We start from the raw sequence: 13,768 nt of genomic DNA on the forward strand, positions 1-13,768 counted from the left end.
TCAGAACTGCAGGCGGGCCTGGCGAAGTAACGCCGCCGTCTCAAACAAGGGCAAGCCCATGATACCTGAATAGCTGCCACTGATCCGCTCGACGAACTCGGCCGCCCGGCCCTGGATGCCGTAGGCACCGGCCTTGCCGAGCGGCTCGCCGCTGGCGACGTAGCGTTCGATCTCGGCGGGCTGCATCGGGCGGAAGGTGACTTCTGAGATCGACAGCGCATGCCGCATGCCCGTGGTCGACACGATCGTCACAGCGGTCAGGACGCGGTGGGTGCTGCCCGAGAGCGCGCCCAGCATGGCCGCGGCATCGGCGCCGTCGGCGGGTTTGCCCAGGATGCGGCCGCCCAGGCAGACCGTGGTGTCGGAGGTCAGCACCGGCGCATCGGGCAGCGCGCGGCGTTCGCGACGGCGCAGCGCAGCTTCGGCCTTCAGCGCGCAGACGCGCTGGACGTAGTCGTCGGGGGTCTCGCCGGGCTGGACGGCCTCGAGCGCTTCGGCATCCTCGTCGTCATCGGCCAGCAGCAGTTCGTAGCGCACGCCGAGCTGGGTCAGCAGCTCGCGGCGGCGCGGGCTCTGCGAGGCGAGGTAAAGATAGTCGTGCAGGGTGTCGGGCATCGCGGCGGAGGGGCCTTCCGGCGACAGCCGGGATCAGGCCCGATGATAGGGGTGGTTCTGTGTGACGGACCAGGCGCGGTACAGCTGCTCGGCCAGCAGCACGCGCACCATGCCGTGCGGCAGGGTCAGGCTGGACAGCCGGATCAGGGTGCTGGCGCGGGCTTTCAGGGCGGGGTCGAGCCCGTCGGCGCCGCCGATCAGGAAGGCCACGTCGCCGCCCTCGCGCTGCCAGTCGGTCAGCTGCGCGGCCAGTTGCACGGTGGTGAAGTCGCGTCCGCGCTCATCCAGCGCGACGATGCGGCATTGCTTCGACAGCGAGCCCAGCACCGCCTCGATGCGCGCGGCTTCGCGCTGCATCACGGTGGCGGCGTTGTTGCTGGACGAGCGGGTTTCGGGCTTGACCTCGCGCAGTTCGATGCGCAGCTCGGGCGGCATGCGCTTGGCGTACTCGCTGAAGCCGGTTTCGATCCAGCCGGGCATCTTGTGGCCGACGGCCACGATCACCAGTTGCATGGGGCAGGGGATGGGTCATGCTGCGCGGCCACCGGGCGGCCGCGCGCCGGGACTCAGGCCGAGCGGGTGGTGCGCTTGCGCGCGGCCGGCTTGGCTGCTGCGCTCTTGCTGGCAGCGGTCTTGCTCGGGGCCTTCTTGGCCGCGGTCTTGGTTGCAGTCTTGCGCGCGGTGGTGCCGGCAGCGGTCTTGCGCGGCGCCGCGGCGCGGGTGCCGGCGGTCTTGGTCGCTGCTGTCTTGGTGGCGGTCTTGCGGGCCGGCTTGCGGATGGTGGCGATGGCGTCCGCGTCGGTGTCCTCATGGCCCATCGGCGGCGACGGCTCCTTCATGCCTTCGGGCAGGCGGGCCAGCGCGGGGCGCAGGTTGCTGGCGCGGCGCACGGTGCGCACCGGGGCCTCGTCCTCGTCCTCGTCCATCGGCTCGCTGGCCTTGGCCAGGCCGCGGCCGCCGGCGGCCAGCTTCATGCGCACCGGCTTGTCGCCCCAGATCTCTTCCAGGTTGTAGTACAGGCGCAACTGCGGCTGCAGGATGTGGACCACGGCGTCGCCGCAGTCGACCAGCACCCATTCGCCGGTTTCCAGGCCCTCGACCGCCACGATATGGCCGCCGGCTCCCTTCACCGTATCCCGCACCGACGCTGCCAGCGCCTTGGTCTGGCGGTTGGATGTCCCGCTGGCAATCACCACCCGGTCGAACAGTTCAGTCAGGTGGCTGGTGTCGTACACCTTGATGTCCTGCGCTTTGACATCCTCGAGGCCGTCGACGATGGCGCGTTGCAGTTTACGAATATCCATGGTGTCTTCTTGTTCAGCTGAGATCGGTTGGGGGTGGGCGCCGGGACTGGTGCAACCCCGGTCATGCCCTGGCCGGGGCGTCGCGGTACAGCCCGTGGTTGGCAATGTAGTGTGCCACGCCGGGCGGCAGTTGGTCATCTGCCGGCTGGCCGGCTGCCAGCCGCTGGCGCAGGTGGGTGGAAGACAGGTCGACGGCGAGCGTCTGGTCGATCCACATCCGGCCGGAGGGCGTGCATTGTATCAGGTGCGTGTCAGCCTGGCGTTCGGCCAGTGCCGCCAGCACCGGACCCTCCAGTGCCGCCAGCTCAAAGCGCGGCCGCGTGGCGGTGCACAGGTGCACGTGTTCGAACAGTGCCTGCCAGCCGTGCCAGGTGTGCAGGCGCAGCAGCTGGTCGGCGCCCATCAGCCAGCACAGCGAGGCTTCGGGGCCGTATTCGGCGCGCAGCTGGCGTACCGTGTCGATGGTGTAGCTGGGGCCGGCGCGGTCCACTTCCATGCGGCTCACGCGGACTCTGGCGCCGCTGTCGCCAAGCGCCGCGGCGGCCAGTTCGGTCATGGCCAGGCGGTCGGCGGCAGGGGTCACGTCGTCGCCTTTTTGCCACGACTGGCCGGTGGGTATCCACACCAGCTCATCCAGCCCAAGGTGTTCGATGCACAGCCGCGCCAGTGCCAGGTGGCCGACGTGGGGAGGATCAAATGTGCCGCCCAGGATACCCAGGCGATAGGGGCGGGCGGACGGTTGCGGCGGTTCTCCCGCGTCGGCGGCGGGCTTGCGGTGTTGCGCTGGATTGGCCATAGGTCAGGCGTCAGGCCCAGTCGCGCGCTGGCAGGAAATCGGTGTACAGCGCCGCTTCGGGGCTGTCCGGTTCCGGTTGCCAGTCATAGCGCCAGGTCACCAGCGGCGGCATCGACATCAGGATGGATTCGGCGCGTCCGCCCGACTGCAGGCCGAACAGCGTGCCGCGGTCGAACACGAGGTTGAATTCGACGTAGCGCCCGCGCCGGTAGGCCTGGAAGCCGCGCTCGCGCTCGCCGTAGGGCGTGTCCTTGCGCGCCTGCAGGATCGGCAGGTAGGCGTCCAGGAAGGCGTCGCCGACCGACTGCATCATGGCGAAGCTGCGCTCGAAGCCCAGCGCGGAGAAGTCATCGAAGAAGATCCCGCCCACGCCGCGCGCCTCGTTGCGGTGGCGCAGGAAGAAATACTCGTCGCACCACTGCTTGAAGCGCGGGTACAGGTCGTCGCCGTAGGGCGCCAGCGCCTGCTGGCAGGTGCGGTGGAAGTGCGCGCAGTCGCCGGCGTCGCCGTAGTAGGGCGTCAGGTCCATGCCGCCGCCGAACCACCATACCGGCTCGGCCCCCGGCTTGAGCGCCAGGAAGCAGCGCACGTTCATATGGACCGTGGGCACATAGGGATTGCGCGGGTGGAACACCAGCGACACGCCCATGGCCTCGAAGCTGCGCCCGGCCAGCTCCGGCCGGTTGGCGGTGGCCGACGGCGGCAGGGTGTCGCCGCTCACGTGCGAGAAGCCCACGCCGGCGCGCTCCATCACCGCGCCGCCTTCCAGGATGCGGGTGCGGCCGCTGCCGCGCAGGCGTTCGGTGGGCGGTTTCTCCCAGGCGTCGGTCAGGAACGGCTGGCCGTCGATGGCACCGATGGCATCGGTGATGCGGTCTTGCAGACCGAGCAGATAGGCACGGACTGCCTGGGAATCGATCATGGTTGGCGGAAAGCGGATGGACCGGGCTGAGGGCAGCCCGGCAGCCTTGGCGGCTGCCGGGCGCGTCACAGCGTTGTCACGATTGTACCGGCTGAGGCGGCCGGCGGGTCGCGCAGGTCCAAAGCTGGCCGGCAAGGCGGATCAGCCATGCCGGCCGGAACGGCGTTTGCCGGGAAGGATCAGCGCTTGATGGCGCGGTAGCCGATGTCGGTCCGGTACTGCATGCCGTCGAAGCGGATCTGCTCGACCGCGGCATAGGCGGCGCGCTGCGCTGCCTTGACGGTGTCGGCCAGGCCCACCACGCACAGCACGCGCCCGCCCGAGGTCAGCAGGGTGCCGTCCTTGAGGGTGGTGCCGGCGTGGAAGGTCACGCTGTCGTCGGTCTCGGCCGGGATGCCGGTGATGGCATCGCCCTTGCGCGGGCTGTCGGGATAGCCGTAGGCCGCCATCACCACGCCCAGCGCGGTGCGGCGGTCCCAGTCCAGCTCGATGCTGTCGAGCTTGCCGTTGACGGCGTGCTCCATCACATCGACCAGGTCGGTCTTCAGGCGCGCCAGGATCGGCTGGGTTTCGGGGTCGCCCATGCGGCAGTTGAATTCCAGCGTCTTCAGGTTGCCGTCCTTGTCGATCATCAGGCCGGCGTACAGGAAGCCCGTGTACGGGATGCCGTCCTTTTCCATGCCGCGCACGGTCGGCAGGATGATCTCGCGCAGCGCGCGCGCATGCAGCGCGGGCGTGACCACCGGGGCGGGGGAATACGCGCCCATGCCGCCGGTGTTGGGGCCGGCGTCGGCATCCAGCAGGCGCTTGTGGTCCTGGCTGGTGGCCAGCGCCAGCACGTTCTTGCCGTCGACCAGCACGATAAAGCTGGCTTCCTCGCCGTCCAGGAACTCTTCGATCACCACGCGCGCGCCGGCGTCGCCGAGCTTGTTGTCGGCCAGCATCATGTCGACCGCGGTGTGCGCTTCTTCCAGCGACATCGCCACCACCACGCCCTTGCCCGCGGCCAGGCCGTCGGCCTTGATCACGATCGGAGCGCCCTGGGCGTCGATGTAGGCGTGCGCCTGGGTGGCGTCGGAGAAGGTCTGGTAAGCGGCGGTCGGGATGCCGTGGCGCTCCATGAACGCCTTGGCGAAGTCCTTGGACGATTCCAGCTGCGCGGCAGCCTGGGTCGGCCCGAAGATGCGCAGGCCCTTGGCGCGGAAGATATCGACAATGCCGGCGGCCAGCGGGGCCTCGGGGCCAACCACGGTGAAGGCCACGCCCTCGCGCTCGGCAAAGGCGGCGATGACCTCGGGGTCGGTCAGCGGAACATTCTGCAGGCGCTTGTCGAGCGCGGTCCCGCCGTTGCCCGGCGCCACGTACACCACCTGCACCTTGGGGGACTGGGCCAATTTCCAGGCCAGCGCGTGTTCACGTCCACCCGAGCCGACAACCAATACTTTCATGATCACTGCCAGAAAAGAAACACATACTAAAAGGCGGCGGCCTGGGCTGTGTCCGGGGCGCCGCCGATGGGGGCTTGTTGCAGCTTAGTCTTCGATCACCGCGTTGGTGAAGACTTCCTGCACGTCGTCCAGGTTTTCCAGGGCGTCGAGCAGTTTCTGCATCTTGGCCGCGTCGTCGCCGGCAAAGCTGACTTCGTTCTGCGGCTTCATCACCACGTCGGCCACCTCCGCCTTGAAGCCGGCGGCTTCCAGTGCGGCCTTGACCGCCGAGAAATCGTTGGGCGGGCAGGTGACTTCGATCGAACCGTCGTCGTTGGTGACGACGTCGTCGGCGCCGGCTTCGAGCGCGGCTTCCATCAGCTTGTCTTCCGGCGTGCCGGGGGCATACAGGAACTGGCCGCAGTGGGTGAACATGAACGCCACCGAACCTTCGGTGCCCATGTTGCCGCCGTGCTTGGAGAACGCATGGCGCACTTCGGCCACGGTGCGGGTGCGGTTGTCGGTCAGGCAGTCGACGATGATGGCCGCGCCGGCCAGGCCGTAGCCTTCGTAGCGGATTTCTTCGTAGTTGGCGCCTTCCATGCCGCCCACGCCGCGCTGGATCGCGCGCTGGATGTTGTCCTTGGGCATGTTCGCGTCCATGGCCTTGTCGATCGACAGGCGCAGGCGCGGGTTGGAGTCGACATCGCCGCCGCCGAGCTTGGCGGCAACGGTGATTTCCTTGATCAGGCGGGTCCAGATCTTGCCGCGCTTGGCGTCAGCGGCGGCCTTCTTGTGTTTGATATTGGCCCATTTCGAGTGACCGGCCATGATTCTCTCCGAAGCGGAATGCGGTGATCTGCGGTGATGTTGTGCGGGGTTGCCATGCGCGCCGTGGCCGGGGTGGCAAAGCCCTCGGACAGCGCGCGCCAGGTGACGGATATGCCTGGCGGCTGGCTATAATCAGCCCAGGATTTTATCACGCGGGCCTGCCCGCGCCGCTGCCGTGGCGAGTCCCGCGGTGCCAGACCTCAAAACCCCAGGAACATCATGGCCGACCCCATCCTCATCGCCAAGAACGCCGAACATGAACTGGTGCTGCTGCCGCAGATGGGCAACCGGCACGGGCTGATCACCGGCGCCACCGGCACCGGCAAGACCGTCACGCTGCAGACCCTGGCGCAGGGCTTCTCGCGACTGGGCGTGCCGGTCTTCATGGCGGACGTCAAAGGTGACTTGACCGGCATTTCGCAGGCTGGCCAGCCGTCCGACAAGCTCAAGCAGCGCCTGGCCGACCTGAACCTGCCGGAGCCGGCATGGGGCGCGTGCCCGACCACGCTGTGGGACGTGTTCGGCGAGAAGGGCCACCCGGTGCGCGCCACGGTCTCGCACATGGGCCCGCTGCTGCTGTCGCGCATGCTGGAGTTGAACGACACCCAGCAGGGGGTGCTGAACCTGGTGTTCCGCATTGCCGACGCCAATGGCCTGCTGCTGCTCGATGCCAAGGACCTGCGCGCCATGCTGCAGTACGTCGGCGACAACGCCGGCCAGTTCACCACCGAGTACGGCAATATCTCGGCCGCCTCGATCGGCGCCATCCAGCGCGGGCTGATCGCGCTGGAATCGCAGGGTGGGGATGTCTTCTTCGGTGAGCCGATGCTGAACCTGGAAGACTTCATCCAGACCGAGAAGGGCCAGGGCGTGGTCAATATCCTGGCCGCCGACAAGCTGATGAACGCGCCGCGGCTGTACGCGACCTTCTTGCTGTGGATGCTGTCCGAGCTGTTCGAGAAGCTGCCCGAGGCCGGCGACCTGGACAAGCCCAAGCTGGTGTTCTTCTTCGACGAGGCCCACCTGCTGTTCAACGATGCGCCCAAGGCGCTGCTCGACAAGATCGAGCAGGTGGTGCGGCTGGTGCGTTCCAAGGGCGTGGGCGTGTACTTCGTCACGCAGAACCCGATCGACATCCCCGACACCGTGCTGGGCCAACTGGGCAACCGCGTGCAGCATGCGCTGCGCGCCTTTACCCCGCGCGACCAGAAGGCGGTCAAGGTGGCGGCCACCACCATGCGCGCCAACCCCAAGCTGGACCTGGAAACCGCGATCGGCGAACTGGGCGTGGGCGAGGCCCTGGTGTCGTTCCTGGATGCCAAGGGCACGCCCTGCGTGACCGAGCGCGCCTGGGTGCTGGCACCGGGCAGCCGCATCGGCCCGGCGACGGAGGAAGAGCGCAAGCAGCTGATCGCCGGTTCGCTGGTGGCGGGCACCTACGAGAAGACCGTGGACCGCGAATCCGCCTATGAAAAGCTGCGCGGCAGCGTGGCGACGGTCGGCAATGGCAACGGCAAGGGCGCCGGAGGCGCGCCGGCGGGGCAGCCAGCGGGCGAGCAGGACAGCGGCTGGCTCGGCACGGCCGGCGACATCTTCGGCACGCTGACCAAGGGCACCGGCAAGACCGGCCGCGGCGATTCGATCCTGGAGTCGATGGCCAAGTCGGCCGCGCGCACGGTGGGCTCGCAGGTCGGGCGCGAGCTGATCCGCGGCGTGCTGGGGAGCCTGCTGGGTAAGAAGAAGTAAAGACCCGGACTGACGCAATGACGGAAAGGGCCGCACGATGCGGCCCTTTCCCTTAGCGACGCTGCGCTTGTTGCTGCGCCTTGGCCGCTGCCGCATCCTCGCGCATCTTGCGCGCGAACATCCGCGCAAAGAACCACCCCATGCCGATGATGAAGACGATCACGCCCAGGCTCATCAGGCCGGTGCTGGTACTGAACAGGATCTTGAAGGCTTCCATGCTTGGCTCCCTTTGCTTTGGCGATGGCCGCCGGCGAGGTCTCGCCGGCGCCTGCCGCCAGTGTAGGGAGCCCTGTGGCGCGGACTATTGAGGCCGGTCAAGCGCAAGCCAGCCCGCCGCGCGCCACTCAGTTCTTGGTGCCGAACAGGCGGTCGCCCGCATCGCCCAGGCCCGGCACGATGTAGGCGTGCTCGTCGAGATGGCTGTCGAGCGAGGCCACGAACAGCTGCACGTTCGGATGCGCCTTCTGGAACACTTCCACGCCCTCGGGCGCCGCCACCAGCGCAACGAAGGTGATGGCCTCGTCCTTCACGCCGCGCCGCTTGAGCACATCCACGGCATGCGCAGCCGAATAGCCCGTGGCGACCATCGGGTCGCACAGGATGAAGCTGCGGTCCTCCACGTCGGGCAGCCGCACCAGGTATTCCACCGGGCGGTGCTGCTCGTCGCGGTACACGCCGATATGGCCGATGCGCGCCGACGGGATCAGCTCGACCAGGCCGTCGCTCATGCCCACGCCCGCGCGCAGCACTGGCACGATGGTCAGCTTCTTGCCGGCGATCACCGGCGCGTCCAGCTCCACCAGCGGCGTCTCGATGCGGCGCGTGGTCAGCGGCAGGTTGCGGGTGATCTCATAGCCCATCAGCAGCGTGATCTCGCGCAGCAGTTCGCGGAAGGTGCGCGTCGACGTTTCCTTGTCGCGCATGTGCGAGAGCTTGTGCTGGATCAGCGGGTGGTCGAGGATGAACAGGTTGGGAAAGCGCGGGTCTTGTTTCATGGCTGGCGGCGAGGGCTCGGCGGGATAGGGGCAAGCAGGTGAAGCGGGCGGCGAGATCGGGTCGACCAGCGCGCCGCGCCGTTGCAGCCGGATTGTAATGGAAGCGGGCCGCCCTGCCCGTGGCTTCGCTTCCGGGACCCGCCCACGCCAGCGCCGCCGGCGGGCTCCCTGAACCGCCGGGAGCGTCCGGCGGCGCCTTGCGCTAGTCAAGCGCGCGGTTCTTCGACTCGATATCCACCATGTAGATGGCGATCGCCGCCACGGCAAGAAATGACGAAAGCAGCGCCAGGGCGAGGGTGAACTGGCTGGCCATGATCGGTGCAATGATGGACGGCGCGAACAGGCCGCCAAAGCGCGCCATCGCACCCGCAGTGCCCATCCCGCTGGCGCGCAGGTCGGTCGGGTACACCTCGGGCGTGAAGGCGTAGAGGGCGCCCCAGGTACCGAGCAGCGAGAAGCTCATCAGCAGGGTCGAGCCGACGATAAGCGCGGTGGACGTACCCAGGCTGTAGAGCATGCAGCCTGCCGCGCTGAGCAGCAGGAAGCCGATCAGGGTCGGCTTGCGGCCCCAGCGCTCGACGCCGTGCGCGGCCAGCGCGAACCCGGGGAGCTGCACCAGCGCGAGCACGATCAGGAAGACCTGGCCGCGCATGAAGCCAAAGCCCTGGCCCGCCAGCTTGACCGGCAGATAGACGAAGACGCCGTAGTAGGCGATCGAGATAAGCGCCCAGGCGGCAAGCAGGCAGATGGTGCGGCGCCGGCAGCCGCGCGCGAACAGCGCAAAGACCGACTTGCGCTCCATAGGCTGCGGCTCCAGGTTGCCGATTTCAACGGACACGCGATTGGCGGTGGCGACACGCTGCAGCACCGCGCGCGCCTCGGCCGAGCGACCCGATTTATTCAGGTAGAGCGGAGACTCGGGAACAAAGAAGCGGAACACCACGCCGACCAGGGCCGGGATGCCCGTGACGAGGAAGATCAGCCGCCAGGCATCATTGCCTCGCGACACGGCGATCAGCGCAAGAATGGCGAGCAGGATCGTGCCGACGGCCCAGAACGACTCCAGCAGGACCAGCCAGCGACCGCGCCGGTCCGAGGGCAGGAACTCGGCCATCATGGTGTAGTCGACGGGCAGCGTGCCGCCGACGCCGATGCCGGTCAGGAAGCGCAGCAACAGCAGCCACTGGAAGTCCGGTGCGAAAGCGGAAGCGACACCGCAGATGGCGTCGATGACCACCGCCATCATCAGCACGGGCCGGCGGCCGATCCTGTCAGCCAGCCGGCCGAACACGAAAGCGCCGATCAGCATGCCGACAAAGAACATCGTCCCGGTCTGCAGCGCGGTCGGTACGGGAATGCCAAAGGTCGCCGCAATCGACGGCGCGGTGAAGCCGATCGACAGCACCTGCATCGCGTCAGCCAGCCAGACCAGGCCGAAGATGACGAAGAGCCGATACTGGAACCGGCCGACGCCGGCCGCGCGGATGCCTTGCTCGATCGTGATGGTTTGAGGCGACGCTCCCCGCGCGCTGGGCTGTGGGGACGCGCCTAGCGTGACTTCCGGGATGGTCGTTGTTGCCATGGATGAAATTGATGACGACATGTTGTCTACCTGTCTTTATAGGCTGGTTCTTGAACTCGGACGCACACGTATCGAAGCAGGGCCAGACGGTACTGACTAATGCGTGATGATCACACCGGGCAATCGCACCGAATTGCAACGAAACGTGGTGAGTACTCCAATTGGCGAGGCTAGAACTGACCCGGTAGCACGCTCGCAACACCTGCTTGGTTCTGATACGACATAGTCACTCCTTGTTGTCTACCCTTGGTTGGTCCAGGCCCGGCCTCCCGGTCGGCGCTGCGGGGGACTATGCAAGCCCCGGGCCAGCGCTTCCGGTGATGTAAAGGGCCAATCTTTTAGTTTTGTTGTCTCGTCTGCCGCTTGCGGCGCGCCGTCCTTGTGCGGGGCGGCACCGCTGCGAGCCACGCGGCACTCATGTAGTGCGCACTACATGACCGTTCAGCGTAAGCTACATGAAACTGGCGGGCAAGGCCGAATTGCGTTTTCCCTCCTCGGGGTTTTCCCGCGCGTGGCGCGCATGGCGCCGGCGCGGGAATGCACGTTCCCTGCCCGGTGGCGAAGCGCCTTGCCAGGCACGGCGTAGGTGCGGTCAGCGTGGATGCGGTAGGCGCGGCGAGCCGGCCCCGCCGGGTCTGCTAGTCCTAGTGGGCAGGCATCGCGCGCAGGCGCGCGACGGTGTTCTCCAGGTCCTGCCATGCGGGTTTGTCGGGCGCAAAGCGCGCGCGCAGGTACTGCGTCAGTTGCGCGATCTGCTGGTCGTCGAGCGTGTCGGCATAGGCCGGCATCGCCCCCAGTTCGCTGTTGGGCGGTGCCGGCATGCCTTGCAGCAGCACCTGGATCACGTTGTCCGGCAGCTTGCTGTGCAGGTTCGTATTGAGCGCCAGCGAAGGCTTGACGCCGAACTGGGCGATGCCCTGGTCCGACTGGTGGCAGACCGCGCATGCGCTCTGGTACAGGCGTTCGCCGGGACCGCCCAGGGTGCGCGCGGCCTGCGCGCTGCGCTGCTCGAGCTGCGCTGCCTGTGCGGCCAGTACGGCAGGCGAGGGCGCTGGCGTGCCGAACGAGGCCACGTAGTGCGCAATCGCGCGCACGTCGGACTCAGGCAGTTGCGCCAGTTCCTCGACCACCGGTGCCATCGGTCCGGCCGCGGCGCCATGGTGCGGCGCATAGCCGCCGCGCAGGTAGGTGAACAGCGCAGCTTCGGTCCAGGGCAGCGGTGCTTGCGACAGCGCGGTCAGCGGCGGCGCTTCCCAGCCTTCGGCGCTGCCGCCGGTCAGGTACTGGCGGCCGCCCTTTTCGCCGCCGAGCGCGTTGCGCGGCGAATGGCAGGCGCTGCAGTGGCCCAGCCCTTCGGCCAGGTACGCGCCGCGATTCCATTGCGCGGAGCGCGACGGGTCCGGTGTAAAGCGCTCGTTGCGATGGAACAGCAGGTTCCAGCCGGCCAGCAGCGGGCGCAGGTTGAAGGGGAACGACAGCTGCGTCTGCGGGACTTCGGCTTTCACCGGCTCTGCCGACATCAGGTACCCATACAGCGCCTGCATGTCGCCGTCGCTGATCTTCGCGAATGCGGTGTACGGGAACGCGGGATACAGGCGGCGCCCGTCGCGGTGGATGCCCTCGCGCATGGCGCGCTCGAACGCGGCGAAGGACCAGTTGCCGATGCCGGTCTGCACATCCGGGGTGATGTTGGTGCTGTAGACCGTGCCGAAGGGCGTCTCCAGCGGCAGGCCGCCGGCGTTCTTCGCGCCGCCCGGCGCGGTATGGCAAACCGCACAGTCTCCCGCGGCGGCCACCAGCCGGCCGCGTTCGAGCGTGGCGGCGGAGTAGAAGCCGGCCTCGGGCGGCGCCACCGGTGCGATCGGCGCGCGCCAGGGCATCAGCGTGGCGCACACGCCGGCAGCGGCTGCGGCGGCTGCGGCGATCCAGCCGCGCTTGCTGCGCTGGTTGCCGGGCCTGGCCTCGGCCAGCGCCAGCCGGATGCGGTCGGCGCTGAAGGGCGGCGCGCGCAGGCGCACGCCGGTGGCATCGTAGATGGCATTGGCCACGGCCGCGGCGGCGGGCATGGTGCCGGTCGGGCTGGCAGCCAGCGCGTCATGCGGGGCGAGCGTGCCGGCCAGGCGGACTTCCGGCAGGGCGCTGCCCGGCACGGCCGGCAGCGCCTGGCTGGCAGATGGCGCCTCGGCCGGCCAGGTGTCGAAGGCGGGCGTGGCCGACGTCAGCTGCAGGGCAGCATCGGCCACGGCCAGCTCCAGCGAGAGCGCGGACGGCGCGGCTTGCGCGCGCGGCAGCGATTCACTGTCATGCCCCACCGTCACGCGCGTGACCGCCAGCTCGCCGGTGGTGCCGTCGACCTCGACCTCGGCCACCCATGCCGACCAGGTCTGCCCGGCTTCGTGATCGATGGTGTGGGCATAGGCAAAGCCGCGGCCGCGCTGTACGTTGCCTGCCGCTGTGTTGGCGCGGGGCGCGGCCGGCGTCCAGGCGGCGCGCTCGGCCACTTGCCGTACCAGTGCCGTGCCGCGCGCATCGTCGAGATGCGCCAGCCGCAGTGCGACCGGATCGGTGCCGGAGGCGGCGGCAAGCTCGTCGAGATGGGATTCCCGGGCGAACACCTGGGCCCGGGCGGCCGCCAGTGGCGCGGCATCGAACGCCGCGGCGTTGCCTGTCGCAACCAGGTCGACATGCGGGATGCGATAGGGCGGCATGGTGGTGTCGCCTGCATGGTCGGCATCGATGCCGTCCGCCACGGGCGATGCCGTATGCGTCAGCCACAGCGCCAGCGGTACGGCCGGGGCGGCGGTGCCAGCCAGTGTTGCGGCGTAGGCTTCGATGGCAGTGCCGGCCAGCGCGGTGTCGACGCGCACATCGAGCGCGGCATCGGCAAGGCCTACATCGGCGGCACACAGCCGACGCATCACGGGCAGTCCGGCGGCGTGGGCCAGCAGCGCCGCGTCGGCGGCGGCGTGCGGCGCGAGCAGCGCCGGGTCCGCGCGGTCATCGGGCGATTGCCAGCAGGCCAGCACCACCTGTTGCGGCGCGATGCCCAGCAGCGCGGCAAGCTCGGCGCGCAGCGCGCCAGGGCGCGTGCTCGGCAGCCACACGGTCAGCTTGCCGTCGCGCCAGTCGGCGACGGCTGTGCAATACGCCTCGCCGCGGGTGCCGGCCAGCGGCCACTGGTAGTGCTGCGTGTGGCGCGCGTCGGCGCCGGCCAGCACCGCATCGGCATTGCCGCGCCGGGCCAGCGCGTGGCGCGTTACCGGTGCGTCGTCGGCGCGGGGCGGGGCGGACCATCGTGCCTGCAGCGCCTGGATTGCGTTGGCGGCCTGTGCGCCGGAAGCCGCCGCCACGCCGGCAAAGTTGTTGCGGATGACGACCGCGCGCACGCCCGGCAGCGCCAGCGCGGCCTCGTGCTGCGCGCCCAGCAGGCGTGCCGCCAGCGGCTTGCCGTCGATCCAGCGCAGGCCAGGCGGTGTCAGCACCCGGGCAACCAGGCAGTCGGCGGCGGGCGGCGGCATGCTGCCCGCGACCGCGGTCGCAGGGGTGGCCT

The 13,768-nt window shown here is 68.8% G+C and carries 12 protein-coding genes; 1 reads left to right on the top strand and 11 read right to left on the bottom strand.

All coding sequences use genetic code 11. From position 1 onward, the window contains the following. The 7 genes from AC1Q6V_RS04205 to AC1Q6V_RS04235 all read right to left on the bottom strand — a co-directional run bounded on the left by AC1Q6V_RS04205 (window position 1) and on the right by AC1Q6V_RS04235 (window position 5,895). Window positions 1–615, bottom strand: coding sequence for a Maf family protein (locus tag AC1Q6V_RS04205; protein WP_010812911.1), 615 nt, complete (start codon window positions 613–615; stop codon window positions 1–3). 33 nt (window positions 616–648) lie between these two features. Beyond that, complete coding sequence (rlmH, locus tag AC1Q6V_RS04210) at window positions 649–1,128, bottom strand: 23S rRNA (pseudouridine(1915)-N(3))-methyltransferase RlmH (RefSeq protein WP_011614787.1); 480 nt, start codon at window positions 1,126–1,128, stop codon at window positions 649–651. 53 nt (window positions 1,129–1,181) lie between these two features. Continuing rightward, window positions 1,182–1,919, bottom strand: coding sequence for a ribosome silencing factor (gene rsfS / locus AC1Q6V_RS04215; RefSeq protein ID WP_010812909.1), 738 nt, complete (start codon window positions 1,917–1,919; stop codon window positions 1,182–1,184). 61 nt (window positions 1,920–1,980) lie between these two features. Beyond that, on the bottom strand, window positions 1,981–2,715 hold the full coding sequence (locus AC1Q6V_RS04220) for a nicotinate-nucleotide adenylyltransferase (RefSeq protein ID WP_010812908.1): 735 nt from the start codon (window positions 2,713–2,715) through the stop codon (window positions 1,981–1,983). A 10-nt stretch (window positions 2,716–2,725) separates the two neighbouring features. Further along, entirely contained in the window at window positions 2,726–3,637 is a 912-nt protein-coding gene (gene hemF, locus AC1Q6V_RS04225) for an oxygen-dependent coproporphyrinogen oxidase (protein WP_011614789.1), read from the bottom strand. A 179-nt stretch (window positions 3,638–3,816) separates the two neighbouring features. Next, window positions 3,817–5,085, bottom strand: coding sequence for a phosphoribosylamine--glycine ligase (gene purD, locus AC1Q6V_RS04230; protein ID WP_010812906.1), 1,269 nt, complete (start codon window positions 5,083–5,085; stop codon window positions 3,817–3,819). Window positions 5,086–5,169: 84 nt separating this feature from the next. Next, window positions 5,170–5,895 (bottom strand): YebC/PmpR family DNA-binding transcriptional regulator, encoded by a 726-nt coding sequence (locus tag AC1Q6V_RS04235; protein WP_010812905.1) that lies wholly within the window; start codon window positions 5,893–5,895, stop codon window positions 5,170–5,172. Between the two features lie 219 nt (window positions 5,896–6,114). Here AC1Q6V_RS04235 and AC1Q6V_RS04240 point away from each other — a divergent pair, with 219 nt between their 5' ends. Then, window positions 6,115–7,641 (top strand): helicase HerA-like C-terminal domain-containing protein, encoded by a 1,527-nt coding sequence (locus AC1Q6V_RS04240; RefSeq protein WP_010812904.1) that lies wholly within the window; start codon window positions 6,115–6,117, stop codon window positions 7,639–7,641. A gap of 52 nt (window positions 7,642–7,693) precedes the next feature. On the opposite strand, the gene AC1Q6V_RS04245 is transcribed toward AC1Q6V_RS04240, so the two are convergent. The 4 genes from AC1Q6V_RS04245 to AC1Q6V_RS04260 all read right to left on the bottom strand — a co-directional run bounded on the left by AC1Q6V_RS04245 (window position 7,694) and on the right by AC1Q6V_RS04260 (window position 13,736). Then, window positions 7,694–7,858, bottom strand: a complete 165-nt coding sequence (locus tag AC1Q6V_RS04245) for a DUF3149 domain-containing protein (protein ID WP_010812903.1) — start codon at window positions 7,856–7,858, stop codon at window positions 7,694–7,696. A 127-nt stretch (window positions 7,859–7,985) separates the two neighbouring features. Then, on the bottom strand, window positions 7,986–8,636 hold the full coding sequence (gene upp / locus AC1Q6V_RS04250; protein WP_010812902.1) for a uracil phosphoribosyltransferase: 651 nt from the start codon (window positions 8,634–8,636) through the stop codon (window positions 7,986–7,988). A 202-nt stretch (window positions 8,637–8,838) separates the two neighbouring features. Continuing rightward, window positions 8,839–10,239, bottom strand: coding sequence for an MFS transporter (locus tag AC1Q6V_RS04255; RefSeq protein WP_011614790.1), 1,401 nt, complete (start codon window positions 10,237–10,239; stop codon window positions 8,839–8,841). Between the two features lie 623 nt (window positions 10,240–10,862). Beyond that, a complete protein-coding gene (locus tag AC1Q6V_RS04260; protein ID WP_454750233.1) occupies window positions 10,863–13,736 on the bottom strand; it encodes a c-type cytochrome in 2,874 nt (957 codons plus the stop codon). Window positions 13,737–13,768: the final 32 nt, after the last annotated feature.

It is taken from the genome of Cupriavidus sp. GW823-FHT07B10 (assembly GCF_058794355.1).